The 25552-nt window shown below is 63.5% G+C and carries 19 protein-coding genes and 1 pseudogene; 11 read left to right on the top strand and 9 right to left on the bottom strand.

Annotated elements, in window-relative coordinates; all coding sequences use genetic code 11:
• Positions 1 to 91: 91 nt before the first annotated feature.
• Positions 92 to 2314: an acetate--CoA ligase family protein gene (locus ACZYOF_RS12880; protein WP_463715973.1), complete on the top strand. Its 2223-nt coding sequence runs from the start codon at positions 92 to 94 to the stop codon at positions 2312 to 2314.
• A gap of 194 nt (positions 2315 to 2508) precedes the next feature.
• On the opposite strand, the gene ACZYOF_RS12885 is transcribed toward ACZYOF_RS12880, so the two are convergent.
• Complete coding sequence (locus tag ACZYOF_RS12885; protein ID WP_463715974.1) at positions 2509 to 3270, bottom strand: S1 family peptidase; 762 nt, start codon at positions 3268 to 3270, stop codon at positions 2509 to 2511.
• A 114-nt stretch (positions 3271 to 3384) separates the two neighbouring features.
• On the opposite strand from ACZYOF_RS12885, the gene ACZYOF_RS12890 reads away from it, so the two are divergent.
• From ACZYOF_RS12890 to ACZYOF_RS12900, 3 genes are all read left to right on the top strand, one after another.
• The gene (locus ACZYOF_RS12890; protein WP_463715975.1) at positions 3385 to 4017 is read left to right on the top strand and encodes an HAD-IA family hydrolase; all 633 of its coding nucleotides are present in this window, start codon (positions 3385 to 3387) and stop codon (positions 4015 to 4017) included.
• A gap of 299 nt (positions 4018 to 4316) precedes the next feature.
• Entirely contained in the window at positions 4317 to 5264 is a 948-nt protein-coding gene (locus ACZYOF_RS12895; protein WP_463715976.1) for an AAA family ATPase, read from the top strand.
• A gap of 5 nt (positions 5265 to 5269) precedes the next feature.
• Entirely contained in the window at positions 5270 to 6646 is a 1377-nt protein-coding gene (locus ACZYOF_RS12900; RefSeq protein WP_463715977.1) for a vWA domain-containing protein, read from the top strand.
• A 134-nt stretch (positions 6647 to 6780) separates the two neighbouring features.
• Here ACZYOF_RS12900 and ACZYOF_RS12905 read toward each other — a convergent pair whose 3' ends face one another.
• The 3 genes from ACZYOF_RS12905 to ACZYOF_RS12915 are packed head-to-tail and all read right to left on the bottom strand — an operon-like array spanning position 6781 to position 10846.
• Positions 6781 to 9009, bottom strand: coding sequence for a xanthine dehydrogenase family protein molybdopterin-binding subunit (locus tag ACZYOF_RS12905; protein WP_463715978.1), 2229 nt, complete (start codon positions 9007 to 9009; stop codon positions 6781 to 6783).
• On the bottom strand, positions 9006 to 9500 hold the full coding sequence (locus ACZYOF_RS12910; protein ID WP_463715979.1) for a (2Fe-2S)-binding protein: 495 nt from the start codon (positions 9498 to 9500) through the stop codon (positions 9006 to 9008). Before ACZYOF_RS12910 ends, ACZYOF_RS12905 begins: the two co-directional genes overlap by 4 nt.
• Positions 9497 to 10846 carry a c-type cytochrome gene (locus ACZYOF_RS12915; protein ID WP_463715980.1) on the bottom strand — a complete coding sequence of 450 codons (1350 nt, stop codon included), beginning with the start codon at positions 10844 to 10846 and terminating at the stop codon, positions 9497 to 9499. Before ACZYOF_RS12915 ends, ACZYOF_RS12910 begins: the two co-directional genes overlap by 4 nt.
• A gap of 107 nt (positions 10847 to 10953) precedes the next feature.
• Here ACZYOF_RS12915 and recQ point away from each other — a divergent pair, with 107 nt between their 5' ends.
• Together recQ and ACZYOF_RS12925 are read left to right on the top strand one after the other, a co-directional pair.
• Positions 10954 to 12816, top strand: coding sequence for a DNA helicase RecQ (recQ, locus tag ACZYOF_RS12920; protein ID WP_463715981.1), 1863 nt, complete (start codon positions 10954 to 10956; stop codon positions 12814 to 12816).
• Positions 12817 to 12869: 53 nt separating this feature from the next.
• Positions 12870 to 13811, top strand: coding sequence for a metallophosphoesterase (locus ACZYOF_RS12925; protein ID WP_463715982.1), 942 nt, complete (start codon positions 12870 to 12872; stop codon positions 13809 to 13811).
• Between the two features lie 25 nt (positions 13812 to 13836).
• Here the strand turns inward: ACZYOF_RS12925 and ACZYOF_RS12930 are convergent, their stop codons facing one another.
• The gene (locus ACZYOF_RS12930) at positions 13837 to 15111 is read right to left on the bottom strand and encodes a S1C family serine protease (protein WP_463715983.1); all 1275 of its coding nucleotides are present in this window, start codon (positions 15109 to 15111) and stop codon (positions 13837 to 13839) included.
• A 388-nt stretch (positions 15112 to 15499) separates the two neighbouring features.
• Entirely contained in the window at positions 15500 to 16513 is a 1014-nt protein-coding gene (locus ACZYOF_RS12935; RefSeq protein WP_463715984.1) for a 1-aminocyclopropane-1-carboxylate deaminase, read from the bottom strand.
• A 160-nt stretch (positions 16514 to 16673) separates the two neighbouring features.
• Here ACZYOF_RS12935 and ACZYOF_RS12940 point away from each other — a divergent pair, with 160 nt between their 5' ends.
• The 3 genes from ACZYOF_RS12940 (at position 16674) to ACZYOF_RS12950 (ending at position 18708) form a co-directional block, all read left to right on the top strand.
• A complete protein-coding gene (locus ACZYOF_RS12940; protein WP_130577428.1) occupies positions 16674 to 17138 on the top strand; it encodes an Lrp/AsnC family transcriptional regulator in 465 nt (154 codons plus the stop codon).
• 150 nt (positions 17139 to 17288) lie between these two features.
• Positions 17289 to 18005, top strand: a complete 717-nt coding sequence (locus tag ACZYOF_RS12945) for a metallophosphoesterase family protein (protein WP_282528155.1) — start codon at positions 17289 to 17291, stop codon at positions 18003 to 18005.
• A gap of 142 nt (positions 18006 to 18147) precedes the next feature.
• Positions 18148 to 18708, top strand: a complete 561-nt coding sequence (locus ACZYOF_RS12950; protein WP_282528156.1) for a carboxymuconolactone decarboxylase family protein — start codon at positions 18148 to 18150, stop codon at positions 18706 to 18708.
• Positions 18709 to 18722: 14 nt separating this feature from the next.
• Here the strand turns inward: ACZYOF_RS12950 and ACZYOF_RS12955 are convergent, their stop codons facing one another.
• Positions 18723 to 21887, bottom strand: coding sequence for an ABC transporter substrate-binding protein (locus ACZYOF_RS12955; protein WP_463715985.1), 3165 nt, complete (start codon positions 21885 to 21887; stop codon positions 18723 to 18725).
• A gap of 201 nt (positions 21888 to 22088) precedes the next feature.
• Positions 22089 to 22328: a hypothetical protein gene (locus ACZYOF_RS12960; protein WP_463716002.1), complete on the bottom strand. Its 240-nt coding sequence runs from the start codon at positions 22326 to 22328 to the stop codon at positions 22089 to 22091.
• On the opposite strand from ACZYOF_RS12960, the pseudogene ACZYOF_RS12965 reads away from it, so the two are divergent.
• Positions 22282 to 22699: pseudogene (locus ACZYOF_RS12965) on the top strand (DUF899 family protein); the annotation flags it as partial. The gene ACZYOF_RS12960 and the pseudogene ACZYOF_RS12965 sit on opposite strands and share 47 nt — an antisense overlap.
• A 15-nt stretch (positions 22700 to 22714) precedes the next feature.
• Here the strand turns inward: ACZYOF_RS12965 and ACZYOF_RS12970 are convergent.
• Positions 22715 to 23095: a hypothetical protein gene (locus ACZYOF_RS12970; protein ID WP_463715986.1), complete on the bottom strand. Its 381-nt coding sequence runs from the start codon at positions 23093 to 23095 to the stop codon at positions 22715 to 22717.
• 228 nt (positions 23096 to 23323) lie between these two features.
• Here ACZYOF_RS12970 and ACZYOF_RS12975 point away from each other — a divergent pair, with 228 nt between their 5' ends.
• Complete coding sequence (locus ACZYOF_RS12975) at positions 23324 to 25543, top strand: PQQ-dependent dehydrogenase, methanol/ethanol family (protein WP_463715987.1); 2220 nt, start codon at positions 23324 to 23326, stop codon at positions 25541 to 25543.
• The last annotated feature ends 9 nt before the right edge of the window (positions 25544 to 25552 follow it).

A 25552-nucleotide genomic window follows, 5' to 3' on the forward strand; every position in this document is an offset into this window, starting at 1 on the left:
TTGCCACGCTCGGCAAGCCCCAATAGAAATAACAAAAAACATGGCGCACGGTGTTCGCTGCAGCGCCGCAGGAAACGACAAGGCGAGGTCCATGGAAGCACAGTTCAGCCCCGCATCCGCTCCGACAGAGAAATGGTCGCCGTCGCGTGATGCCAGCGACGTGGTCAAGCGGATCCATGCGATGCTGCACCCGCGCAACATCGTGCTGGTTGGCGCCACGGACAAGCCCGGTAATTACGCCGAGCGGATCTGGAACAACCTGATCAAATACGGATATCGCGGCGGGCTTTATCCCGTAAACACCAAGCGCGAGACGATCTGGGGCGTCACCTGCTACAAGGATTTTGCGAGCCTCCCCGACAAGCCTGATCATGTGCTGGTGCTGGTGCCGGCGCGCTTTGCGGTGCAGGTGATCCGCGATGCGGCCGCCGCCGGCGCGCGCTCCGCCACCATCGTCACCTCTGGCTTCAGCGAGTTGCAGGACGAAGAAAGCCAACGGCTCGCGGTGGAATTGAAACAGGCGGTGCAGGAGACCGGGCTTGCGGTGACTGGACCCAATTGCCTGGGAAACTTGAGCGCCGGCGAAAACCTCTTCACCAATATCGACGACCGCATCGTCACCATGGAAGCCGGACCGGTGGCGATCGCCGGCCAATCCGGTGCGATCGTGATGGCGATCCGCCAGACGCTGGAGGATCGCGGCGTCGGTGTCGGCTACATGGTGACGACCGGCAATGAGAGCGGGCTGACCACACCCGACCTGATGAACTATTTCGCCGCCGATCCGAGCGTTCGCATCATCGTGGTCTACCTGGAAGGCGTGCGAAACACGAAGGCGTTCCGCGATGCCTGCAAGGCCGCTCGCGCCGCCGGCAAGCCGGTGATCGCGCTGAAGCTCGGCGCCTCCGAAGGCGGCCGCGCCGCGGCGATGGCGCATACCGGCGCGCTCGCCGGCTCGATCGAGACCTTTGACGCGATCTCGACCCGCGAGGGCGTGATCCGCGTCCGCGGCCTGGATGAATTGATCGAGACCACCGAATGCTTCGTGCATGCCGATCTGCCGAAGGGCAACCGGCTCGCCGCGGTGTCGCTGTCCGGCGGCAAGCGCGGGCTGCTGATCGACGCGTTCTATTCGGCCGGACTGAATTTCGCGCCGCTCAGCCCGAACGCGACCGAACAGCTCGCGAAGATGCTTGGCCCCGGCAGCATTGTCGGCAATCCGCTGGACGCCGGCTTTGCCGCCGTGGTCGATCCCTCCGTCTACATGAAGTCGATCAAGATCATGATCGACGATCCCGACACCGATATCGTGATCATCGATGCCGAACTGCCGAAGGCGCCGCATGAACTGCGCGAGCGCAATCTTCGCATCGTCAACGAGATGGCCGGCCAGGCCGGCAAGCCCGTGATTTATATCAGCGCGATGTCGATCGGCTTCACCGAGCACACCAAGGCGCTGCGCAAGACGTTGCCTGACATCGCCGTGCTGCAGGGGCTCGACCGCGCGGTCGGTGCGATCAAGGCGCTGATCGAATACGCGCAGCTCCGCAAGGAAGTGCCTGACATCGTCTCGAGCTCGACGGCATCCGCGCGCGCGATGCTGGAGAAGGCGCTGAACGGCGCCAACGGCGCCGCGGCGCTCGACGAGGTCGCCTCGAAAAAGCTGCTCAAGGCTTACGGCATTCCGATCTCGAAGGAGGAGCTCGCGCAGACGGCGACGGAGGCGGCGACCATTGCCCGGAAGATCGGCTTTCCCGTGGTCGCGAAGGTGGTCAGCCCTGATATCCTGCACAAGTCCGATATCGGCGGCGTGGTGCTGAACCTCAACAGCGCGGCAGAGGTGAAGAAGGCGTTCAATGAGATCACGGCGCGGGTTAAAAAGCTCAAGAACAAACCGAAGCTCGAGGGCATCCTGATCGCCCAGCAGGTCAACGCCGATCTTGAGCTCGTGGTCGGCGCCTCGCTCGATGCCGAGATGGGGCCGGTGGTGCTGTTCGGCACCGGCGGCGTCGATATCGAATTATTGAAGGACGTCGCACTCGCCGGTGCACCGATCGATGCGGAAGAGGCAAAGCAGCTCATCGCGAAGACAAAAGCCGGCATCAAGCTGAAGGGCTATCGCGGCAAGCCGGCACTGCACGAGGCCTCCGCGGTGAAGGCCCTGGTCGGGCTCTCCAACCTGATCGCCGACGCCGGCAACCGCATCGCCTCGATCGACATCAATCCGTTCCTGATCAACACGAAGCTCGGCATCGCCGTGGATGCGCTGATCGTGCTGAACAACGCCGCTGCGAACAAGGCGGCGGGGCATTGATCGCCTCTCGTCATGCGCGGGCTTGACCCGCGCATCCATCAAGAAATGAGTCTTGCGGGGGAGGATGGATTGCCGCGTCAAGCCCGGCAATGATGGCCGGGTTGTAGGGTGGGCAAGGCGAAGCGTGCCCACCTTTACTTGCACCGACCGTGAATGGTGGGCACGCTGCGCTTTGCCCACCCTACGAAGTCGCATCAAAACGCCGCGCCCCATTGCCGCGCGGTCTGCAAGATCCAATCGCGATACAGCGTCAGTGGCGTCACGCCGGTGATGCCGCCGCAACCGGCGGAATTGTTCGGCCCCGTTGACCAGCTAATGACGCCGACGATCGCCGGGCCCGTTTGCTTGTCCTCGAACACCGGCCCGCCGGAATCGCCGGTGCAGGCGCCAAGCCCGTCGCGCGCGCCCTGACTGAGCGGATCGACCAGGCGGATCTGCAGCGTGCCCGGCTGGCCGGTCGCAATCAGCCCGGCGACGCGGACCATGCCGCCGCTTTTGCCGTCGCCGCGCACGGTGACGCCGATGCCCGCGATGGTGAAGCGGCTGCCGACGACGACCGGAATGTTGGGCGCGCCGAGCGCCGCAGGCGCCTTGCCGGCAGCGGGCGCTGCAAGCTGCAGCAGCGCCACGTCGGCAGTGGCGCGATGGGAGGTCATGGCGTCCATCCTGAACGTGGGATGGATCGCGATGCTCTTGACGTCCTTCAATTGCGGCTGCCGGTCCGGGCCATATTCGACGATCTTGTAGTCCGCGCCGGGCTGCACGCAATGCGCCGCCGTGAGCACCACCTTCGGTGCGATCAGTGCGCCGGTGCAGAAATTGCCGCGCGAGCCGACGATGGTGACGATGGAGCGGCCGACGCCTTCGGCGGACGGAACGCCGCCGCCGACAATGGCGGAGGCCGGCGTGGAAGCAAGCAGCGCGAGCGCTGCTGATATCGCGTGCAAGGCTTTCATGAGCACAGCAATAGCTTGCGTCGCGCGCGTCGCCAAGCCGCCGGTTTCAGGCTGGCTCCCCGGATCGATCCGTGTTAGCCGCTCGTCAACAAACATAACGGCAGGCAGCAGGAAATGATCGAGGCAGTGATCTGGGATTTCGGCGGCGTCTTGACCACCTCGCCGTTCGAGGCGTTCACCCGATTCGAGACCGAGCGCGGCCTGCCCGCCGACATCATCCGCCGCACCAACGCCGCCAACCACCTGGAAAACGCCTGGGCCAAGTTCGAGCGCGCCGAGGTCGACATCGAGACCTTCGATGCGCTGTTCGCCGCCGAATCGCTCGCGCTCGGCGCCGAGGTGCGCGGCCGGGACGTGCTGCCGCTGCTGCAGGGCGACCTGCGCCCGGACATGGTGGAAGCGCTGAAGCGCATCAAGGCCCAATTCAAGACCGGCTGCATCACCAACAACCTGCCGGCGAACGCGATCGGGAGCAGAAGCGGCCGCACGCTCTATGTCGCGGAGGTGATGGCGCTGTTCGATCACGTGATCGAATCCGCCAAGATCGGCCTGCGCAAGCCGGATCCGCGCATTTACAAGCTGATGGTGGAAACGCTGAAGGTCGATCCGAACAATTGCGTCTATCTCGACGATCTCGGCGTCAACCTGAAGCCGGCCCGCGAGATGGGCATGACCACGATCAAGGTCGTGAGCGCGGACCAGGCGATTTCAGAGCTGGAGGCGGCAACCGGACTGGTATTGCGCTAGGCACGGACTCTCCCTCTCCCCGCCCTTCGCGGGGAGAGGGTTGGGGTGAGGGGCTGTCTCCGCGATCACAGTGACAGATGGACTCGCGGAGAGTCCCCCTCACCCGGATCGCATCTGCGATGCGATCCGACCTCTCCCCGCAGGCGGGGCGAGGTGAGTTCGCTCCCCGATCGAGAACAAATATCGCTAGGCGGAAAATGCCGGAACCGGGCCTGCCCTCACGCAAACGAGCCTTGTGCTTTGCGGCCAAGGCAGGCAGAACAATCTGATGCACCAAGGCAAATCCGGAGCTTACATCGGTGGCTGACAATCGGCCTGCGGCCTCGATCGAGGCCGTCGAAAGCGGTCTCGCCGCGCAAGGCTATATCGCGAGCCGGCAAATCGCGACCGCGGTTTATCTGTCGCAAGAGATCGAGAAACCGATCCTGGTCGAAGGCCCCGCGGGCGTCGGCAAGACTGAGCTGGCGAAGGCGATCGCCGCCTGGCGCGGCATGAAGATGATCCGCCTGCAGTGCTACGAGGGGCTCGATGAGGCCAAGGCGCTGTATGAGTGGAAGTATGCAAAACAGCTCCTCTATACGCAGATCTTGAAGGACAAGCTCGGTGAGGTGCTGGGCGGCGCGCAGACGCTGCATCAGGCGCTCGACCAGCTCCACGCCTTCGGCGATGTGTTCTTCTCCAAGGAATTCGTCGAGCCGCGGCCGCTGTTGCAAGCATTGGAGCAGCCGGCGGGCTGCGTGCTGCTGATCGACGAGATCGACAAATCGGACGCCGAGTTCGAGTCGCTGCTCCTCGAAATCCTCAGCGATTTCCAGGTCACCATTCCCGAGCTCGGTACGGTTTCGGCGATCGCGCCGCCGACCGTGATCCTGACCTCCAACAGCGAGCGCGATCTCGGCGACGCCCTGAAGCGGCGCTGCCTGCATCTGCATATCGGTTTCCCCGAACAGAAGCTGGAAGAGCGCATCGTCGAGAGCCGCGTGCCTGGCATCTCGCAGACGCTGCGCCGACAGATGGTCGGCTTCATCCACGAGATCCGCACCCTCGACCTGAAGAAATTGCCGTCGGTGAGCGAGGCCATTGATTGGGCGCGCGTGCTGGTGCTGCTGCAGGCGACCGAGCTCGACCACGAGATCGTCAGGGATACGCTGAACGTCCTGCTCAAATACGAGGCCGACATCGAGGCCGCGAAGCCGCAACTCACCACCTTCATCGCCAAGGCGTCGCGGCAGGGCGTGTTCGGGTAGACGCTATGCGCGAGAACCTGCATCGGTTCCTTCGTGCCGCGCGCGGAGCCGGGGTCCGGGTCTCGCCCGCCGAAAGTATCGATGCGATGCGCGCGGTCTCAAAGGTCGGCTTTGCCGATCGCGGCGTCCTGCGCGACACCTTCCTGCTGACGCTCGCCAAGTCGCAGGACGAGAAGCGCGCGCTCGGCGAATGTTTTGATCTGTTCTTCAGCCAGCCCGAGCCGGCGCAGGATACGGCGGAAGAGAACAAGGCAGACAATTCGGAACAGGCGGATTCCGACGCCGGCTCCGATTCTTCAAGCGAAAGCGGCGGCGGCGAGCAAGCCGAGAATCTAGGCCCCCTCGCGCAGATGCTGCTGTCGCAGGATCGCAACGCGATATCGGCGGCGATCGCCAATGCCTCGGGCGCGGCCTCGCTTTCCAACATCCGATACTTCACCCAGCGCGGCATCTTCTCGGGCCGTATCCTGGACGCCATGGGCATCCAGCGTCTGCGCGACGATCTCGACAATCTGACCGCGACCAACCCGGCGCTGGCCGAACGGCTGCAGGCGGCGCTTGACGGATTGCGCGGCACCGTCCGCGACACGGTCTCGCAGGCGCTGCTGCTCTATGGCCGCGAGGAGACCGAGAACCTGCGCAACGAGATCCTGCGCAATGCGCCGCTCGCCCGGATCGAGCCGCGCCAGGTCGAGCAGATGCGCGCACTGATCCGCCAGATCGCGCGCCGCCTGCGCGAACGCTACTCCAAACCACGCAAGCGCCAGCGCCGCGGCCATCTCGACGTCCGCCGCACGCTGCGGCGAAACGCGGCCTGGGGCGGCGTGCCTTTCCTCACCGCCTGGAAGCGCAAGCACCGCGACCGGCCGAAGATCGTCGCGCTCTGCGACGTCTCCGGCTCGGTCGCGCGGGTGTCCGATTTCTTCCTGCTGTTGATCCACTCGCTGCACGAAGTGGTCGACGACGTCCGCTCTTTTGCCTTCTCCGGCCATCTGATCGAGGTGAGCGACATATTGGAGGAGAAATCGCCTGAGGCGGCGATGGCCGAGATCATGTCCAAGGTCGGCTTCGGCTCCTCCGACTACGGCAATTCGCTTGCCGATTTCGAGAAGGGCTGGATGGACACGATCACGCCGCAGACCACCGTGATCGTGCTCGGCGATGCCCGCAGCAACAATCTCGATCCGCGCGCCGACATCCTGCGCCGCATCGCCGAGCGCTCGAAACGCCTGGTCTGGCTCAACCCCGAGGGACGCATGACCTGGGGCTTCGGCGATTCCGAGATGCCGCGTTACGCGACCTTCTGCAGCGTGGTACGCCAATGCGCCACCGCCCAACAGCTCGAACGCGCGGTGTCCGATATCGTCGCGACGTATCAGTAGATCGGGCCTTGTAGCCCGGATGAAGCGAAGCGCAATCCGGGACCGCTCGTGCCGGCCGGCAAAGACCCCGGATTGCGCTTCGCTCCATCCGGGCTACGGGCTGGCTGCACATGTGAGGCGAAGCCGGAGCAGCCTCACGCGTCGATCGCGTCCTTGATGCGCTTGCGGGTCAGAGGCAGGTTGCGCAGGCGTTTGCCGGTGGCGTGGGCAATGGCGTTGGCGATCGAGGCTGCGGCGGGGCCCTGGCCGGTCTCGCCGCTGCCGAGGAACGGCTGGCCGGGGCGGTTGATGATGTAGACGTCGATGCGGTCAGGCACCGCGTCGAAGCGCAGGATCGGATAGGTCTGCCAATCGATGCTGGTGATCCTGGTGTCGTCGAAGCTCACGCTCTCATACAGCGTCCAGCTCATCGATTGCATGATCGCGCCCTCGATCTGGTTGGTCAGCCCGTCCGGATTGACGACCTGCCCGGAATCGACAGCGGCGACCGCGCGCAACAGCCGCGCGCGCCCGGTCTCGCTGACCACCTCGACTTCGGTTGCGATGGCACAATAGGCCGCAAGGTTCTTGTAACGGGCGAAGGCAAAGCCGTAGCCGCGACCGGCTTGCGGTTTCTGATCCCGCCTCCAGCCAAATTCCTGCGCGGCCTTTTCGATGACATCGCGTCCGCGCCGATCCTCGAGATGCCGCAGGCGAAACTCGACCGGATCGGCGTCGGCGAGCCCCGCAAGCTCGTCCATGAAACTCTCGATCGAGAACACGTTGTGATAGGCGCCGAGCCCGCGCATCGCCGAAATCCGCAGCGGCATCGCCGGAATGAAATGATGCACCACGTGCGCGTTGGCAAAGGTATAGAGCGGGATCGCATTGCGGTCGCCGCCGCCTTCCGGCAATGGCAACGGCTTTGGCGGCGGAACGGCAAAGGCCTGCGCCATGTGCTGCGCGGCGAGCAGCGTGCCGGCGCCACCCGGCCGCATCGAATGGGTGTTGCTCCACACCGCGAAATTCCAGTCGGCGATGCGGCCATCGGCGTCGAGCGAGGCCTTCAGCTTCGTCACCATCGCCGGCCCGAACGGCTCCCAGGCGTGTTCCTGCTCGCGCATCCATTGCACGCGCACGGGCCGGTCCGGCAGCGCACGCGCGATCAAGGCGGCGTCGGCCGCGACATCGTCGGCGCCGTTATGGCCGTAGCAGCCGGAGCCCTCGACATGGATCAGGCGGACGCTCCCAGGCGGCATGCGCAGCATCTCCGCAATCGCCTGGCGGTCGGGGTACACGCCTTGGGTGTGCGTCCAGACCGTCATCGCGCCGCCAACGAAATGCGCCACGGCGCAGGATGGCCCGATCGAGCCGTGCGACTGATAGGGGCGCGTGTAAGTGGCTTCGAGGGTCTTTTGGCCGGAGACGGAGGGATCGCTGCGATTGAGGATCGTGGAATTCTGGGACGGCAGGCTGGTGAGCACATTGAGCAAATCATCCTGCTTCGGCAGGCTCGGGCTTTCCTTCCATTTCGTGACGGCGGCGAGCGCGTTCATCGCCTTGATCGCCTGAAATTCCTTGGCCGCGACGACGGCGAGGAAATTGCCATCGCGCACGACCTTGACGACACTGGGCAGTTTCTCGACGGCCGAGGTATCGCATTCGACGAGCTGCGCGCCATAGCTCGGCGGCCGCACCACGCGCGCATGCACCATGCCGGGCAGTCGCATGTCCTGCACATAGGCCTCACCGCCCGTGACCTTCGCCGGGATGTCCACGCGCGGCACCGGATGGCCCATGATCTTGAAGGTCGCGGGATCCTTCAGTTTCGATTGCGGCTGCGCCTGCACATGGAGCATATCGGCGGCGACCAGTTCACCGTAAGTGATCCGCCTGCCGTCCGGCGCGACCACCGCGCCGTTATCGGTCTTCAAGCTCTCGCCGGCGAGACCGAGCCGCCTCGCCGCCTCCGCGATCAGGAGTTCGCGCACCTGCGCGGCGGCGTTCAGGATCGCGGTGCCGGAATCGTGCATCGAGTGACTGCCTGCGGTATAGCCCTCATTGGCCGTGAGTTGCGTGTCCGCGGTGACGACGTGGATCGTCTCAAAAGGCACGTCGAGCTGTTCGGCGGCGATCTGCTGGAACGCCGTCTTGAATCCCTGCCCCAGCTCGGCCTTGCCGGTGAAGGCGGTGATGCGGCCATCGGCGTCGACGCGGAGCCACGAATCAAGATAGGGCGCGGTCGCGAGGCTGCCCGGACGCGTTGGTCCCGCAGCCGCCGGCGCCCCTTCTTCCGCGAACGCACGGCTTAGCGAGAAGCTGACGATGAGGGCGCCGCCCCCCTGCAGCACGCGGCGTCGGTCGAGGATGACAGGCGCATTCATTGGCCGCTCCTCTCATTTGCGGATGCATCCGCCGTATCCATCAGTCGCGCCGCGCGGTGCACCGCGCGCAGGATCCGCATATGGGTGCCGCAACGGCAAAGATTCGGCTGCAGCTCGGCGCGAATCTGTGCATCGGTCGGCTTTGGATTTCTGAGCAGCAGCGCCTGCGCCCGCATCATCATGCCGGCGATGCAATAGCCGCATTGCGCGGCCTGCTCCTCCATGAAGGCGCGCTGGATCGGCGCCGGCGCGGACACGGTGCCGAGACCTTCCAGCGTCGTCACCTGCTTGCCTTCGAGCAGCACCAGCGGCGTCACGCAGGACAGCACCGCCTTGCCATCGACGATGACGGTGCACGAGCCGCATTGGCCGAGCCCGCAGCCGAACTTGGCCGCATTGAGCTTCAGATCGTCGCGCAGCACGCAGAGCAGCGGCGTATCGGGATCGGCATCGATGTGATTTTCCTGGCCGTTGACCTTCAATGTCATCATGGCTGGTCTCGCTGCGAAGGGTCGGCCGGCGCATTGCGCGGGCCGGCGGACGTCTGGAGAAGCGCGGTCTGGGTGCGGCGCGCATCCGCGACGGTCTTTTCAACGTCGGCCCACGGCTGTTCCTTGCTGAAACGCGCGCGCAGGTAATTGAGGAGCGAAGCGACCTGCGCGTCGGTCATGCTGGCGGCGAACCCCGGCATGATCGGACTGCGTTCGCCCGCCACCGCCGGAACGCCGGCCAAAACGATATTGGCGAGGTTGCGGGCATCGGGGCTCGTGACCGCGGTGCTCAGCGCAAGGTTGACGCCGCCATAGGGCAGCGGCCGGCCGGATTCATGGCAGGCAGCGCAGGCCGCAGCGTAGATCGCCCCACCCGTCGGGTCTCCTTGTGCAGGTGCCGATTCGGCTTGCGCGAGCACAGCAACGCGATCGCGTTCCGGCTTCGCCGCGCCGGAAACGTCGGCCATATAGATGGCGATGGCGCGCACGTCGCTGTCGGGCACCGTGGAAAGGTTGCTCACGACCTCCGCCATCGGCCCGCGTGCGGTGCCATGATCGGGATGCCAGCCGTTGCGCAAATAGGCGTAAAGCGACTCCGCATTCCACGGCGCCGGCGCATGCGCGCGGTCGTTAAGCGCGTAAGCGTGCCAATTGTCAGCCTCGCCCCCGGCAAACAGCGCGCTGACGCGCTCGGCGCCCAGCGCATTGCGCGGCGTGTGACAGGCGCCGCAATGGGCGAGGCCGTCGACCAGATAGGCGCCGCGGTTCCATTCGGCGCCCTTTGCCGGATCCGGCTGGAACGTCTCGCGGCGCAGGAACAGCAGTTTCCACCCCGCGATGATCGGCCGCTGGTCCAGCGGAAAGATGAGTTCGTTCCGCGGCGCCACGGCATGCACCGGCGGCCGTGTCATCAGGAACGCATACAGCGCCCGGTCGTCCTCGTCGGTGACATTGGTGAAGTGGTCATAAGGAAAGGTCGGATAGAGATGCTGGCCCTCGCGGTTGACGCCGGTGCTCATGGCACGGCCGAACGCAGCTTCCGACCATCGGCCGATGCCGGTCTGCGGATCCGGCGTGATGTTGGAGGAAAAGACCACGCCGAACGGGGTCGGCACCGGCAGGCCGCCGGCAAAATCCTGGCCGTCCCGCCGGGTGTGGCAGTTGTTGCAATTGCCGAGCGCGGCGAGTTCGCGGCCGCGCTTGACCACGGCCGGATCGAAGGATGCCGGTGACGGCGGCGCGATCGCGGCAATTGCCCGCCGCCACACGATCGCAAAGGCCGCCGCCGCGCCCACAACCAGCGCGACAGCGACAATGCCTGCGATGATCCGTGGCGATCTCGCCATGCCGGCCATTTGAGTTTGTGGTTGGACCGTGTTTTAACACGGATATCCCGGCATCGTTCGCCGGCGGGGCCCCCGATCACCGCTTCTTGACTGCGTTTGAAACCGACATGGATTCTGTCCTCAACCGAGCGTCCGGCGACATCAGGGATGCGCTTGCCGTGCTCAATTCCGTGTTCGGCCTCACTGCGTTCCGGGGCGCGCAGGAAGAGATCGTCCGGCATGTGACCGATGGCGGCAATTGCCTGGTGCTGATGCCGACCGGCGGCGGCAAATCGCTCTGCTACCAGTTGCCGTCGCTGCTGCGCGAGGGCTGCGGCATCGTGGTCTCGCCGCTGATCGCGCTGATGCGCGACCAGGTCGCGGGCCTCACCGAGGCCGGCGTCAACGCGGCCGTGCTGAACTCGACGCTGTCGCCGCAGGAGGCAGGCGAAGTCGAACGCCGCCTGATCGCAGGCGATCTCGACCTGCTCTATGTCGCGCCGGAGCGGCTGGTGACGCCGCGCTGCCTCGGCCTGCTCGCGCAGGCCAAGATCGCACTGTTTGCGATCGACGAGGCACATTGCGTCTCGCAATGGGGCCATGATTTCCGGCCCGAATATATCGGCCTTTCCGTGATCGCTGAGCGCTTTCCCGACGTGCCGCGGATGGCGCTCACCGCGACCGCCGACGAACTGACGCGCGAGGAGATCGCAGAGCGGCTTTCGCTTGGCGACGCACCGCGCTTCGTCTCGAGCTTCGACCGGCCGAACATCCGCTACGAGATCATCGACAAGGTGAATTCGATGACGCAGTTGAAGGCGTTCATCACCGAGCGCCATGCGGGCGAAGCCGGCGTGGTCTATTGCCTGTCGCGCGCCAAGGTGGAAGACGTCGCGGCCTCGCTCAGCGCGGCCGGCATCCCGGCGCTGCCTTATCACGCCGGGCTGGAGCCCAGCGTGCGCGCACGCAACCAGGATCGCTTCATCAACGAGGACGGCATCGTCATCGTCGCCACGGTTGCTTTCGGCATGGGCATCGACAAGCCGGACGTGCGCTTCGTCGCCCATCTCGATCTGCCCAAGAGCATCGAAGCCTATTACCAGGAGACCGGCCGCGCGGGACGGGACGGCAAGGCATCAAGCGCGTGGATGGCTTATGGCCTCTCCGACATCGTGCAGCAGCGCCGCATGATCGATGAATCCACCGGCTCGGATGCCTATAAGCGCGTCTCGATCGGCAAGCTTGATTCGCTGGTGGCACTGGCGGAAACCGTGGGCTGCCGCAGGCGGCGCCTGCTGGCCTATTTCGGCGAGATGCTGACGGAAGAGAATTGCGGCAATTGCGACAATTGCCTGTCGCCGCCGCGCGTGCGCGACGGCAAGATCCTGGCGCAGAAGATGCTGTCCTGCGTCTATCGCACCGGCCAGCGCTTCGGCGCCATGCACCTGATCGACGTGCTGGTCGGCCGCCTCACCGACCGCGTCAAGCAGTTCGGGCACGACCAGCTCTCGGTATTCGGCGTCGGCCGCGAGCTCAACGAGAAGCAGTGGCGCGCGGTGCTGCGCCAGCTCGTCGCCATGGGGCATCTTTGGGCCGACAGCGAGGCTTTCGGCGCGCTGAAACTGACGGAGAGCGCGCGCGGCGTCCTCAAGGGCGAGACTGAGGTGCTCCTGCGCGAGCAGGCGGAAGGCGCGCGCAACCGCGCCATCCGTTCCAAGTCGCGGCGCGGCGAGCTTGCGCCTGTGGCGGCCGGCCAGGGCAAGGCCGCCAATCCCACGCTTCACGCCGCGCTGCGCGCCTGGCGTTCCGAGGTGGCGCGGCAGCGCAGCGTGCCGGCCTATGTCGTGCTGCACGATTCCACCATCGACGGCATCGCCGCCGTGCGCCCGACGACGCTCGACCAGCTTCGCGGCATCGCCGGGATCGGCGACAAGAAGCTCGAGCATTACGGCGACGAGCTGGTCGCGCTGGTGCGGTCGACCGAAGGGTGAGCGCTCGATCTCTGCATTAGGCGGCGACATTCCCGTTTGCTATGGTGACAGCCATGCACGAATTGGGCCTTCAGGACTTGATCAAGCGGATCGGCGCCGAGCACGTCAGGCGGCGGCTCAACGACGAGACCGAGCATGAGGCGCAACTGTTCGGCCAGGGCACGCTGTTCTTCAACCTGGAGAACTCGTTGCTTGCGCCGGGCGTCATCGCAACGGCGCTGAAAATTGCGGGGCTATACGGCCGTGCGCGGCAGAACGCAGACCGCGTGTGCCTCAGGCGGAACGAGCTTGCCTCGACCGTGTTGCCCAAGAGCTTTGACGGTTTCACCATGCTGCATCTCAGCGACCTGCACGCCGACATGAGCGCCGGCGCCATGCGGCGGCTGCCCGGCATGGTCGCAAACCTCGCCTACGACATTTGCGTCCTGACCGGCGACTATCGCGGCCAGACCTTTGGTCCCTTCGACAAGAGCCTCGACTATCTAGCGCCGGTGATCGCGGCGCTGAAGCCGCCGGTGTACGGCATCCTTGGCAATCACGACACGATCCGAATGACGCCGGCGTTGGAAGCGATGGGAATCCGGATGCTGTTCAACGAGTGCGAGGTGATCCGGCGCGGCGATCAAGCGATCTATCTCGCCGGCGTCGACGATGCGCATTTCTATCGCGCCGACGACATCGGCAAGGCCGCCGCGCCGATTCCCGGCGACGCCTTCTCGATCCTGCTTTCGCATACGCCGGAAGTGTACCGGGCGGCGGCGGCCGCAAGCTTCGACCTGATGCTGAGCGGGCATACCCATGGCGGCCAGCTCTGCCTGCCCGGCGGCATCGCGATCAAGCTGGAAGCAAGGCTGCCGCGTGCCTTCGGCGCCGGCGCCTGGAGTTACGGCAAGATGGCCGGCTACACCTCGGTCGGCGCCGGCACCAGCCTGCTGCCGGTTCGCCTCAACTGCCCGCCGGAGATCACGCTGCACACGCTGCGACGCGTGGCATGACGCGCCATAGGCGGGCGTGCCTGCGTCAACGAGCCGCCTTCTTCGCCCTCGCGCTCTCGCTCGCGGTGCAGGAGATCAGGAGCGTGTAGCCGCGGGCGGCTTTCGCGATCTCGGCGGTTTCCTTGTTCGGGTCACGTTGTGTGGTGACACGATACGCCACCGCGCTGTTGTCGAGGAAATCCTTGAGGGCACCGGTCTTGATGGCGAAGTTGATGTTCTCGGGAATGTTGCCGGTTGCCTGCGCCACCTTGATCGCGTCGAGCTTGCCCGAGACTACGCCGACCAGGGCGCCGGTGAAGTCGAGCAGCGGACCGCCGCTGTTTCCCGGCTGCACCGCGGCGCTGATCTGCAGAAAGCGGGTGTCGTTGAACATGCCGCTCATCGAACTGACGATACCGGTGGTGACGGTGAAATCCGACGTCAGCAGCCCGTGATACGGATAGCCGATCGCAATCACGCCGTCTCCGGTTTGCACCGAATACTCCCGGATGGTCGCGACTTCCTTGAACGGGCTGGGCGCCTGCAGCAGCGCCAGATCGTTGGTTTCGTCGCTCGAGACCAGCCGCAGCTTGATCGGCGCTTCACCGCCGAGATTGCCGTTGATCTCGTCGCAGCCACTGATGACGTGGTTGTTGGTGACGATGTGTCCGTTGCCGCTGACCACAAAGCCGGTGCCGGTCTTGTTGACGGGCTTGGCCTGCTTCGGCGGCGCGCCACTGGGCTGCGCCGGCGCAGCCGTCGACGGTGCGGCGGCCTGCTTCGGCGGTGCGACCGCGAACTCACCGGCATTGGCGAGCCCGTTCTTCCTGACGCTTTCGACGCAAGTGACCAGCGCGGGCAATAGCTGCGCGGTCTGGTTCAGGTTGAACTGGAAGAGCTGGCCCTCGGCGAGCGCGCTCATCGTCCGCGCCTTGCGGAATTGATTGATCAGCGACGAATTGAGCGGCATGTCGACCGCCACGAGCTGTGCCCCAAGCGGCCGCCCATACACGTTGAAGGGCTGCTCGCCGTCGAAGGTCAGCGTCATCGGAAAGGATTCGCCGGCCGTCAACCGCCAGCCCTGATGGGAAAATCCCAGGCGCCAATTGCCGCGGGCGTCGATCAGGACCAGAAAATAGATACCGCTCTGGTAGGAGGCACCGGCGGCGCAATGAGTGAAGTTGCCGCTGTTGTCGTCGGTATAGGCGCCGCCCTGCCAGTTGCCTATCGTGATCGAGCCATACGGCCCGCGCGCATGCGACGACGTCACGGACAAAACAACGCACGCGGCCGCGACGACCGCGCTGATCGCAAATCTCATACTTCACTCCCCAGCCAGGGCCCCACCATAGGAAGCTTCGGAACTCATCCGCAAGCTGCACGCGAACGTCGACTGTCAGGCGGCGCAGCCACGCTTAATGTTCCCATTTTGTTCTTAGTGCAAAATCTCGTCAACCACAAAGTGAGGAGCCGTAGGGTGGGCAAAGGCGCACTTGCGCCGTGCCCACCATCAACACTCCGCTCGAAATGGTGGGCACGCTTCGCTTTGCCCACCCTACGGCTCTCCGTCGCGTCACCCCCGTAGCCCGGATGAAGCGAAGCGCAATCCGGGACAGACCATCCGCGGATGCGGTGCCCCGGGTTGCGCGGAGCCTGTCATCGGGTGCGCATTCGCGCGACCCGTTGGCTCCACCCGGGCTACGGTGACCTCACCCATTTCGGAACGTGTACGCATAACCGTTGATCGCCGGCGCGCCGCCGAGATGGGCGTAGAGCACTTTCGAGCCGGCCGGAAAGAAGCCCTTCTGCACGAGGTCGATCATGCCCTGCATGGATTTGCCCTCGTAGACGGGATCGGTGATCATGCCTTCCAGCCGCGCGCAGAGCCGGATCGCCTCTTTGGTCGCTTCCGACGGCACGCCGTAAGCCGGATAGGCGTAATCTTCGAGCAGCACCACATCGTCTTCGACGATATCACGGCCGAGCTCGACGAGATCGGCAGTGTTCCGCGCAATCGAAAGCACCTGCGCCTTCGTCTGCGCCGGCGTGAAGGAGGCATCGATGCCGATCACGTTTCGCGCGCGGCCGTCGGCGGCGAAGCCGACCAGCATGCCGGCATGGGTCGAGCCGGTCACGGTGCAGACCACGATATAGTCGAAGCTGAAGCCGAGCTCCTTCTCCTGCGCCCGCACCTCCTCGGCGAAGCCGACATAGCCGAGCCCGCCATATTTGTGCACGGAGGCGCCGGCCGGGATCGCATAGGGCTTGCCGCCCTTGGCCTTCACCTCCTCGATCGCCTGCTCCCAGCTCTTGCGGATGCCAATGTCAAAGCCGTCGTCGACCAGGCGCACATCGGCGCCCATCACGCGGCTGAGCAGGATGTTGCCGACGCGGTCATAGACCGCATCCTCGTGCGGCACCCAGCTTTCCTGCACCAGGCGGCACTTCATGCCGATCTTGGCGGCGACGGCCGCAACCATGCGGGTGTGGTTCGACTGCACGCCGCCGATCGACACCAGCGTGTCGGCGTTCGACGCGATCGCATCGGGGATGATGTATTCGAGTTTGCGCAATTTGTTGCCGCCGAAGGCGAGCCCCGAATTGCAGTCCTCGCGCTTGGCAAAGATCTCGACCTTGCCGCCGAGATGTTTCGAAAGCCGCTCCAGCTTCTCGATATGCGTCGGCCCGAAGGTGAGCGGATAGCGCGCGAATTTTTCCGGCATCGTGGTCCCCGTTGATGGCATGGTCTCGATGCGGATTCCTAGCACCGGCTAGCCGAAAGGTGCTCTCTATTTCGATTGGGCACTTTATGCTCTATTACGCCAAACCTGCGCTAGTGCCCCAGTTCTCTCACGAATATGCGCAATAATGAAAGAATCTTCCATGACTGCCGGGCTCGATCGCATCGACCTCAAGATCCTGCGATTGCTGCAGAAGAACGGACGGTTGAGCAACGCCGAACTGGCTGACAAGGCCGGCGTCAGCCCCGCCACCTGTCACCGCCGCACCCAGCGCCTGTTCGAGGAAGGTTTCGTGAGGGAAGTCCGCGCGATTGTCGCCCCGCGCAAGGTGGACAAGGGCGCGCTCGTCATGGTCGGCGTCGTGCTCGACCGCTCCACGCCTGAAAGCTTTGCTTCCTTCGAGCAGGCGATCGCGAAACTCAAATTCGTTCTCGACTGTCACCTCGTCGCCGGCGACTTCGACTACTTCCTGAAGATCCGCGTCGGCGACATGGAAGATTTCAACCGCATCCACGGCGAGCAATTGATCGCGCTGCCGGGCGTCCGGCAGACGCGAACATTCTTCGTGATGAAGGAGGTGGTGGACAATGCACCGCTCGAGTTTTGACCGTCTACGACGTTGGGCTTGGCTGTAGAACTTAAGCCATTCGCTCGAGGCCCTAAGAAATCTACACGTTATGGAACATTCCCAAGAAATATTTGCATGGCGAGTGCCGGTCCGTGGTGCCATGTATTAGACGTTTGATGGAGATTCAGCATGCCTAAGCGTCTCACCTTCGCGATTGGAGACGTCCACGGGTGTTTCGACGAGCTGAGATCGCTGATCCGCTTCTGCAGCAAATGCGCTGAAGATGCCGACCACGACTTTGTGCTGCTGGGCGACTATGTCGACCGAGGTCCGGCGTCGCGGGAGGTGATCGCCTATCTGATGCGCGAGCAGGCCGCCGCGCCGTCCAGATTTCGCTGCCTGCGCGGAAATCACGACGACATGCTTGCGATGGCGGCCAAGCGCGACCGCTCGGACACCGAGCTGATTCAATGGTGGTCGAACGGGGGTGAGGCCACGCTGGCGGCTTACGGCGTCGACGATCCCTGCGATATCCCGCCGGACCATCTCGCCTGGATCAAGGCGCTGCCCCTCTCTTTTCACGACCATGATCGGTTCTTCGTTCATGCCGGCGTGCGCCCGGACGTCCCGCTCGACGCGCAATCCGAGCGCGACATGCTCTGGATCCGGGGACCGTTCCTGTCCTCGGAGGATTGGCACGGCGCGTTCGTGGTCCATGGCCACACGCCGACCGACACCAGCAGGCCGGATCTTCGCAGCAATCGCGTCAATCTCGACACCGGAGCCTGCTTCGGCGGTCCGCTCACTGCGGCAGCTTTCGATCCGCACAACATGCGGCCGCTCTATTTCCTGGCCAGCGACGGCTTGCGGTTCACACTGACGCCGCGTCGCGGCGGTCAGACTTAAGGCAAATCGCCGACAAATTTGGAAGCCGAATCGGCCGCATCTCGCCCGATCGCATGTCACGGCAACTTCACTTGCTTCGTGCCGCCACGCAGGCCACGCTCAAATCTTCTTTTGGATTTTCATCAGAGAGAGGGGCTTTACCGTGCGCCTTCCCATCCTCGATCCGACCGAGCTGACCGACGAGCAGAAGCCGCTCTATGACGACATGCGCAAGGGCATCGAACGCCATTTCAAGGGCTTCGTGAACATGCGCGCCGACGGCGCGCTGCTCGGCCCCTGGAATCCCTGGCTGCGCGAGCCGAGGTTCGGCAAACCGGTGTGGGATCTGGTGAAGGCCGTCGCCTCGAACCCGCTGCTGCCGGCACCGGTGCGCGAGGTCGCGATCCTCGTCACCGGATCGCATTTCCGCTCGGGCTATGAGCTCTATGCCCACGTGCTGGTCGCCGAGGCGCGCGGCCTCTCCGACGAGAAGCTCGCCACCATCGTCGCCGGCCAGCGCCCGCTCGACCTGACGCGGCAGGAGGCGGTCGCCTATGACATGGCCTCGGCGCTGGTGAACGGTGGCGTGCTGCCGGAATTGACCTATCGCGCTGCCCTGCAGGAGTTCGGCGAGCACGGTGCAGCCGAGCTGTCCTATCTCGTCGGCATCTACTGCATGGTCTCCGTCACGCTGAACACGTTCGACGTGCCGGTGCCGGACTAGGACGCGCGCCTGGGCTAAGCCGATGCCTTTGCCGAGCACATTGCAAGCAGCGACTTTGCAACTGGATCATCGGGGAAGGCAGTCAAGATATCTTCGTAGCGGCGGGCGGCTTGATCGAATTCACTTCGCTCGAAATGTAACGAGGCTTCCCATGTCAAATCGCACAGTCTGGTTGCATTGTCCCGCGCCTTGAGCTCCGGATCGTCGCTGGCCCTGATGCCCAGAAGCTCATAGATCATGAACTCCCGCTTGCGACCCTTGACCTGAACCTTTCTGATCGGCCTTGCCACGATTTCCGGCCCGACGGCCTCGACCACGCTGTCGCTGATGCAGATCGTGGTCCCGAAATTCTTGTTGATGCCCTCCAGTCGTGCGGCAACGTTCACCCCATCTCCCATGACCGTGTAGCTGAGCCGCTCGCTTGAACCGACATTGCCGACGAGCACCTCAGCGCAATGCAGCCCGACCCGAAGATGCAATGACGGTCGCCCCTGCTTACTCCAGTCCGCATTGAGCTGTTCCATTCGCCTCGTCGCCCGCATCGCGCCGCAGCAGCCACGCAACACATCGTCGTCGCGATGGACCGGAGCGCCCCAGAACGCCATGATGCCGTCACCGATGAACTTATCGACCGTGCCGGACTCCTCCGCTATCGCCTGCGAGACGACTTCAAAATAGTGCGAAAGTTGCGCGAGTAGATCATTCGGCGCCATTTGCTCCGACAGGGTGGAAAAGTCCTTCAAGTCGGTGAAAAGCACCGTCATGAAACGCTGTTCGACACCGAGCGTCAGCGGGGTTCCCGTCTTGATCAGATTCCTGACTATGCCCATCGGCACGAACGAAGAGAAGGAGCGCAGCGACGTCTCGAACAACTTGACGGCGGCTTGGAGTTCCTTGATCTCCTTGATCTTTGATGGCGTCGCGACCCCGTATGAGAACGTCAGGTCCTCGACTGACCGCAAGTCCCGCGACACGCATTCGATCGGCCGTGACAATCTGCGGGAGAAGAAATAGATCAGCAGCAACTCGATGCCGGTGAGAGCAACGATCAGGGCGACCATCTGCTTGTTCGTTCGCTTGAGGGTTCCGATGAAATCATCGGTCGGCGTCAGGGTGATGACCTCCCATGGTTTGCCGAAACTTCCAGGAACGCGGGCAAATGAGGCGCTGATTTCTTCGCCGCCCTGCGGGGAGCGGAAGAGGAAGTCGTCGCGATTGGTATCGCTCTGTAGCCGATGGGCTTCACGTACGTTGCCGTCGTCAATCGTATCCAGCCTGGCCATTTCCAGGCGGTCGTTCTCCAGTCTCACGCCTTTCTTCGGGTCGGGATAGGCGATGATCGTGCCCTCGGTCGGATTGGCGATCACAGTGGTGCTGTGGGGGCTGGCGCGGTGGCTGGTGAGAAACTGCGACAGCACGTTGAGCGTGATATTTGCGGAAGCACAGCCGACGAACGCATCGTCCTTGACAACAGGCACTCTCAGAATGATGACCGGAAAGCCGGTGTCTGGATTCGGCCGAGGCCCCTCGATGATCAGTGCGCGGCTATCCTTCGCCGCTTGGTAGCCCGCGAGGGTCCTGATGTCCTCGATTGTCGGAAGGTCATAATTCCCTACGACGTGAGGCCACGTATCGTAGAACGTGCGGTGCCGGACCCGTCGCGGTGAGCCGGAGAAGCTGTCGATATAGGCGGAATGCCAGTTCGCTGTCGCTGGTATCTTGGGATCGGAGCGCCGGCGGTCATCGTCGATCCGGGTCACAACGCGATGATAGCCATCCTCCAAGCTGACATAGACCGCGTCGATCTGCGGCGCCGACGTGAGCGCTTTGAAGAGCAACTCGCGGCTCTCCTCCTTCTTGAAGGCCTCGGGATCCTCCGCGGCGAAGGAGGCGAGCAACTCGAGCGTGGCCGCGACCGGATTGATCAGGCTTCGCGCGTCATCCATGCTAGCCCGCCTGGTCTTGGCCACGACGTCGTTCAGCGTCGCATTGATCGTGGCCGAGTTTTGCCAGTAGTTGTAGGCCAGGATGAATATCAGCGCGGGGATGCTGAGGAGGACGAACAATCCCGACATTGCCGCGCTCAGTCGCAGCGCACCGATTGCGCGCGCAATCCGGCGATAAAGGATCCGGCCCAGCAGGATGGCAATGATCACCGCAAGGAAGGCCCACAGTCTCGGATCTCGCATCTGCGATCGCCATGATTCATCGTCAGACGCATAGATCAGCCCGTCCGCGAGTTTCGCTTCACTCAACATGCCGAGATCGACATAAGCGCGAGCGATGGCGTTCCAGCGCGCGGTACTCTGATGACCGATTGCCGTGAGATGCGGCTCGATCAGCAGCTCGGTCCGTGTTGCCTCGAACAGGAGCGCCTTCTGACTTTTTTGCGCGGAGTACTTGCGTCGTATCAGATCGGCGATCTCCTCCTTGTGGGCGAGCGCATAGGCCCACCCCTTCAAGCTTGCCGCGCGAAACGCTGCTGCGCGCTCGGGATGTTCTACAATCTGGCGCCTTGAGGTGCAGAGGTTGTCACCGTAAAAGTCGAACCCGTAGGCGCGCGGCGAGAAGGCCATATAAGGCGTGCCGTACTCTTCGAACAGGTACGGCTCATTGGTGCTGTAGGCAACCATCGCATCGGCCCTGCCGCTGAGCAGATCACGCGGATTCCCGGAGTGGGCGATGCGGGGCAGGTCCGCGTAGCCGACCCCCTCGTGCTTCAGCATCGCCGCGATATCATCGCTGCCGGGGGCATCCATCAAAGCGTGGCCCTTCAACTCGGACACTGCATGGATGCCGGCGCGGTGCAGCACCAGGATGATGGCCGCGGAGTGCTGAAAGATCACGGCGAGGACGACATTGTTGGCGCGTTCGGCGCTATTGACGAGCACGCTGGTCGTGCACACGCCGAAGTCGGCAGCGCCTTTGGCCACTTCGAGGCCCGCATCGATGCCAGGGCCGCCCTCGCGAACCGAGACATCGAGGCCATTGTCGCGATAGAATCCCTGCTCGACCGCGGCGTAATACCCGGCGAACTGGTACTGATGTTTCCACTTCAGTTGCAGCGACACCTGTTCGAGCGCGAGGGCGGGCGTGACCTGACCGAAAACAAGTCCTGCCATGAGGCACAGCGCGAACAACACGTCGCGCCCATGACGCAACATTTGCGGTGCGGACATGTCGAGCCCTGCGCTCATATGTCAGCCTCGCAGGCAATGCCTGCCCTTCAGTCGCGAATTTGCCTCATATAGGCAAGTCTTGAGACAGCAAAGTCTGCATCAAGCCATGCGGCACATCAAGCAAAGCGAGCTGGTGAGGCCGACCCAACACCTTATGGCAGCGCACCAATAATGCGTCAGTGATACTTCTGCTTCTGGGCCCTAAGCCACATTCGAATTGACGCCAGAAATGCCTGCCTCGCGCATGGCGGCTGCAATCAGCGACTCGAACCGAGTAGCGCCACACTTGTAACTCTCACCGTTCGATTTCCGCTGCCAAGCCTGCGGCGAATGGAAACGCGCCTCGCGCCACGAGGCGCCCGAATTCGCCCAAATCCAGGAGGTTTCAGGAGCCATGAACACATCGACAGAAAGCGGACGGAAAGGCGGCCAGTCGGCCATGCACATACCACCGGTCGTGTTGCCGCACGAGTGGGAAGCGGCGCGCAAGCAGTTGCTTGTAAAGGAGAAGGCGCAGACGCGCGCCCGTGACGCGCTCGCCGCCCGAGCGCCGGCGCATGCCGTGGATGGCCGTGGAAAAGGCGTATGCGTTCGAGGGGCCCGCGGGCAAGGCCACTCTGCTCGACCTGTTCGGCGGCCGGCGTCAGCGCATCGTCTATCGCGCCTTCTTCGAGCAGGGCGTGTTCGGCTGGCCCGACCACGCCTGCCGGGGCTGCTCCATGGTGGCCGACCAGGTTGCCCACCTCGCCCATCTGACCGCCCGTGATACCACTCTCGTCTTTGTCTCACGCGCGCCGCAGGCAAACACCGCGACCGCGGGCCCGTCTTCAACATAGCCGTTCGACAGATAAAATCGGCGGGCGGTCTCGGTGCTGACAACTTGCACCGATCGTTGCCTCGTTCAGCGGCTCGCGCCTCCAGTGCGCGCAACAGGGCGCGGCTAACTCCCCGAAACCGTGCATCAGGCGATACGTAGTTAAGGCGATCCTTCCCACATCGGTTACTGAACCGACCGCGAGAATGTCGCCATGTTCGATGGCCACCAGCAATGAATTGTCGGCTTGCTTGACCCAAGCGCAGAAGTTCTCGCGGGTCTTGTTGCTCAACCATCCCGCCAGGATGGAGGGGTCATTTCGATGGTCAGCTTCGCAAAGCTCCGCTATCGACCACTTCAACACGATACAGCCGGCAATCGCGTCCTCTGGCAAGGCGTCTCGTATTTGCATTCGGCAACTTTGGCATTGAGCCAACACCCCGGCAATAGGTTGCCACTGGCCCGCTTCGGACCGCGCGGTCCAAGTCCCCTTCCGCCACGTGTTGGCCGCTCGCCTACAACTGCAACCTTTTTTGGGAGACTGAAATCGTGCAGTAGCGGGAGACAGTTTGAATGCGCCCTATCGACCAACGCAAGCCGTGGGCGCGGGCATCGCTTCTCGGTGAGCGCGCAAGCACTCGTAAGCCAGGGACCACACATGGCGCTATCAAACGTAGAGAGTGAATCGCTGGAGACGACGCCGGGATATCGGTTCAAGATCCAGAGCTCCTCCAGTAACATAAAAGTTGTTCTTGCAGCTCTCCTTGGTCTTTCCCTCCCTTTCAACGCGTCGGCGCAGAGCGTCACCAACGCGACGCTCGACCGCATCAAGGCGAGTACCTCGGCGGTCGACAGCAACTTTATCAAGGCAAACGCGACAACATCCAAGGATTGGCCAACCATCGGCCTGGACTACGCGGAAACGCGGTTCAGCAAGCTCGATCAGATCAACACCGACAACGTGAAGAACCTTGGCTTGGTCTGGAGCTACAATCTCGAATCGTCGCGGGGCATCGAAGCAACGCCCGTCGTAGTCGACGGCATCATGTATCAGTCAGCGTCTTGGAGCGTGGTCCATGCCATTGACGCGCGGACCGGGAAAAAACTCTGGTCGTTCGATCCAGGTGTCGACCGGTCAAAGGGCTATAGGGGCTGCTGCGACGTGGTCAACCGTGGCGTCGCCATTTACAAGGGCAAGGTATTCGTGGGGGCCTATGACGGGCGCCTGTTCGCGCTCGATGCCGCGACCGGCGCGAAGGTCTGGGAAAAGGACACGCTGATCGACCACGAGCACTCCTACACCATCACGGGCGCTCCACGCGCGTTCAACGGCAAAGTCGTGATCGGCCAAAGCGGCGCCGAGTACGGTGCGCGCGGCTATGTCACGGCGTACGACACCGAGACGGGTAATCAACTCTGGCGCTGGTTCACTGTGCCCGGGGATCCATCGAAGCCGTTTGAGGACGCTTCGATGGAAGCCGCGGCCAAGACGTGGGACCCGGCAGGCAAATACTGGCTCAATGGTGGCGGCGGCACTCCGTGGGACACGATCACGTTCGATCCCGACCTGAACATGGTCTATGTCGGCACTGGAAACGGCGGTCCCTGGAATCGCAAAATCCGTAGTCCGTCGGGCGGCGACAATCTCTACCTCGCCTCGCTTGTCGCGCTCAACGCCGACACAGGCCAATATATCTGGCATTACCAGGAGACGCCCGGCGACAATTGGGACTACACGTCAACCCAGCCGATGATCCTCGCTGACATTGTGATCGACGGCGTACTGCGTAAGGTGATCTTGCACGCGCCGAAGAATGGTTTCTTCTTCGTCGTCGATCGTACCAACGGCAAGTTTATCTCGGCGAAGAACTTCGTCGATGTGAATTGGGCGACGGGATACGACGCCAACGGGCGGCCCATCGAGCTACCGGCTGCGCGCGGTGACGATCCATACGACTCCATTCCCGGGCCAGACGGAGCTCACAATTGGCACCCAATGTCGTTCAATCCCCAGACCGGCCTCGTCTACATTCCAGCGCAGCACCTACCGCTTAGTCTGACGCCGGAAAAGTCATTTGTGCAGAATGCAGCTACGCCGGGAAAGCTTGGCTCCATATTGGGTGGGAATGTCGGCGTCGTTTTCAACAGCACGCCTCCGAAGTCGTCTGCATTTGGACGACTGCTCGCTTGGGATCCGGTGCATCAAAGGGAAGTCTGGCGAGTCGAGCACGTGTCGCCGTGGAACGGCGGTACGCTGACCACCGCGGGCAACCTGGTTTTCCAGGGGACAGCGGATGGCCGCTTCGTCGCCTATGACGCAGCAACGGGAACCAAGCTGTGGGAAACTCCGACCGGCACCGGCGTGGTCGCGGCTGCCGCAACTTACATGATCGATAACACACAGTATGTTTCGATTGCGGTCGGCTGGGGCGGCGTTTTCGGCATTGCTCACCGAGTGACCGAGTACCAGAACCCGGGAACGGTCTATACATTTGCGCTGGGCGGCAAGGCGAAGCTGCCGGAGTTCGTGAAGTATCAGACCGAGGGTCTCCTGCAGGGAGTGAAGTACGATCCGAAGGATGTGAAGGAAGGCGGTGACATCTATGTCGCGGCCTGTGCAGGCTGCCATGGTGTGCCTGGTGTCGACCGCGGCGGCAACATAAGAAATCTCGGCTACGTTCGCGCCGAAGAGATCGCCAATCTGAAGGACATCGTCTTCCACGGCCCGTTCCGCGACAAAGGCATGCCTGATTTCACCGGCAAGCTGACGGAAGCGGACGTTGTGAAAATCCAGGCCTTCATACAGGGTACTGCGGACACCGTCAGGCCGAAGCGCAATTAACTGAGCTGA

The organism is Bradyrhizobium sp. LeoA1Lang (genome assembly GCF_055413685.1).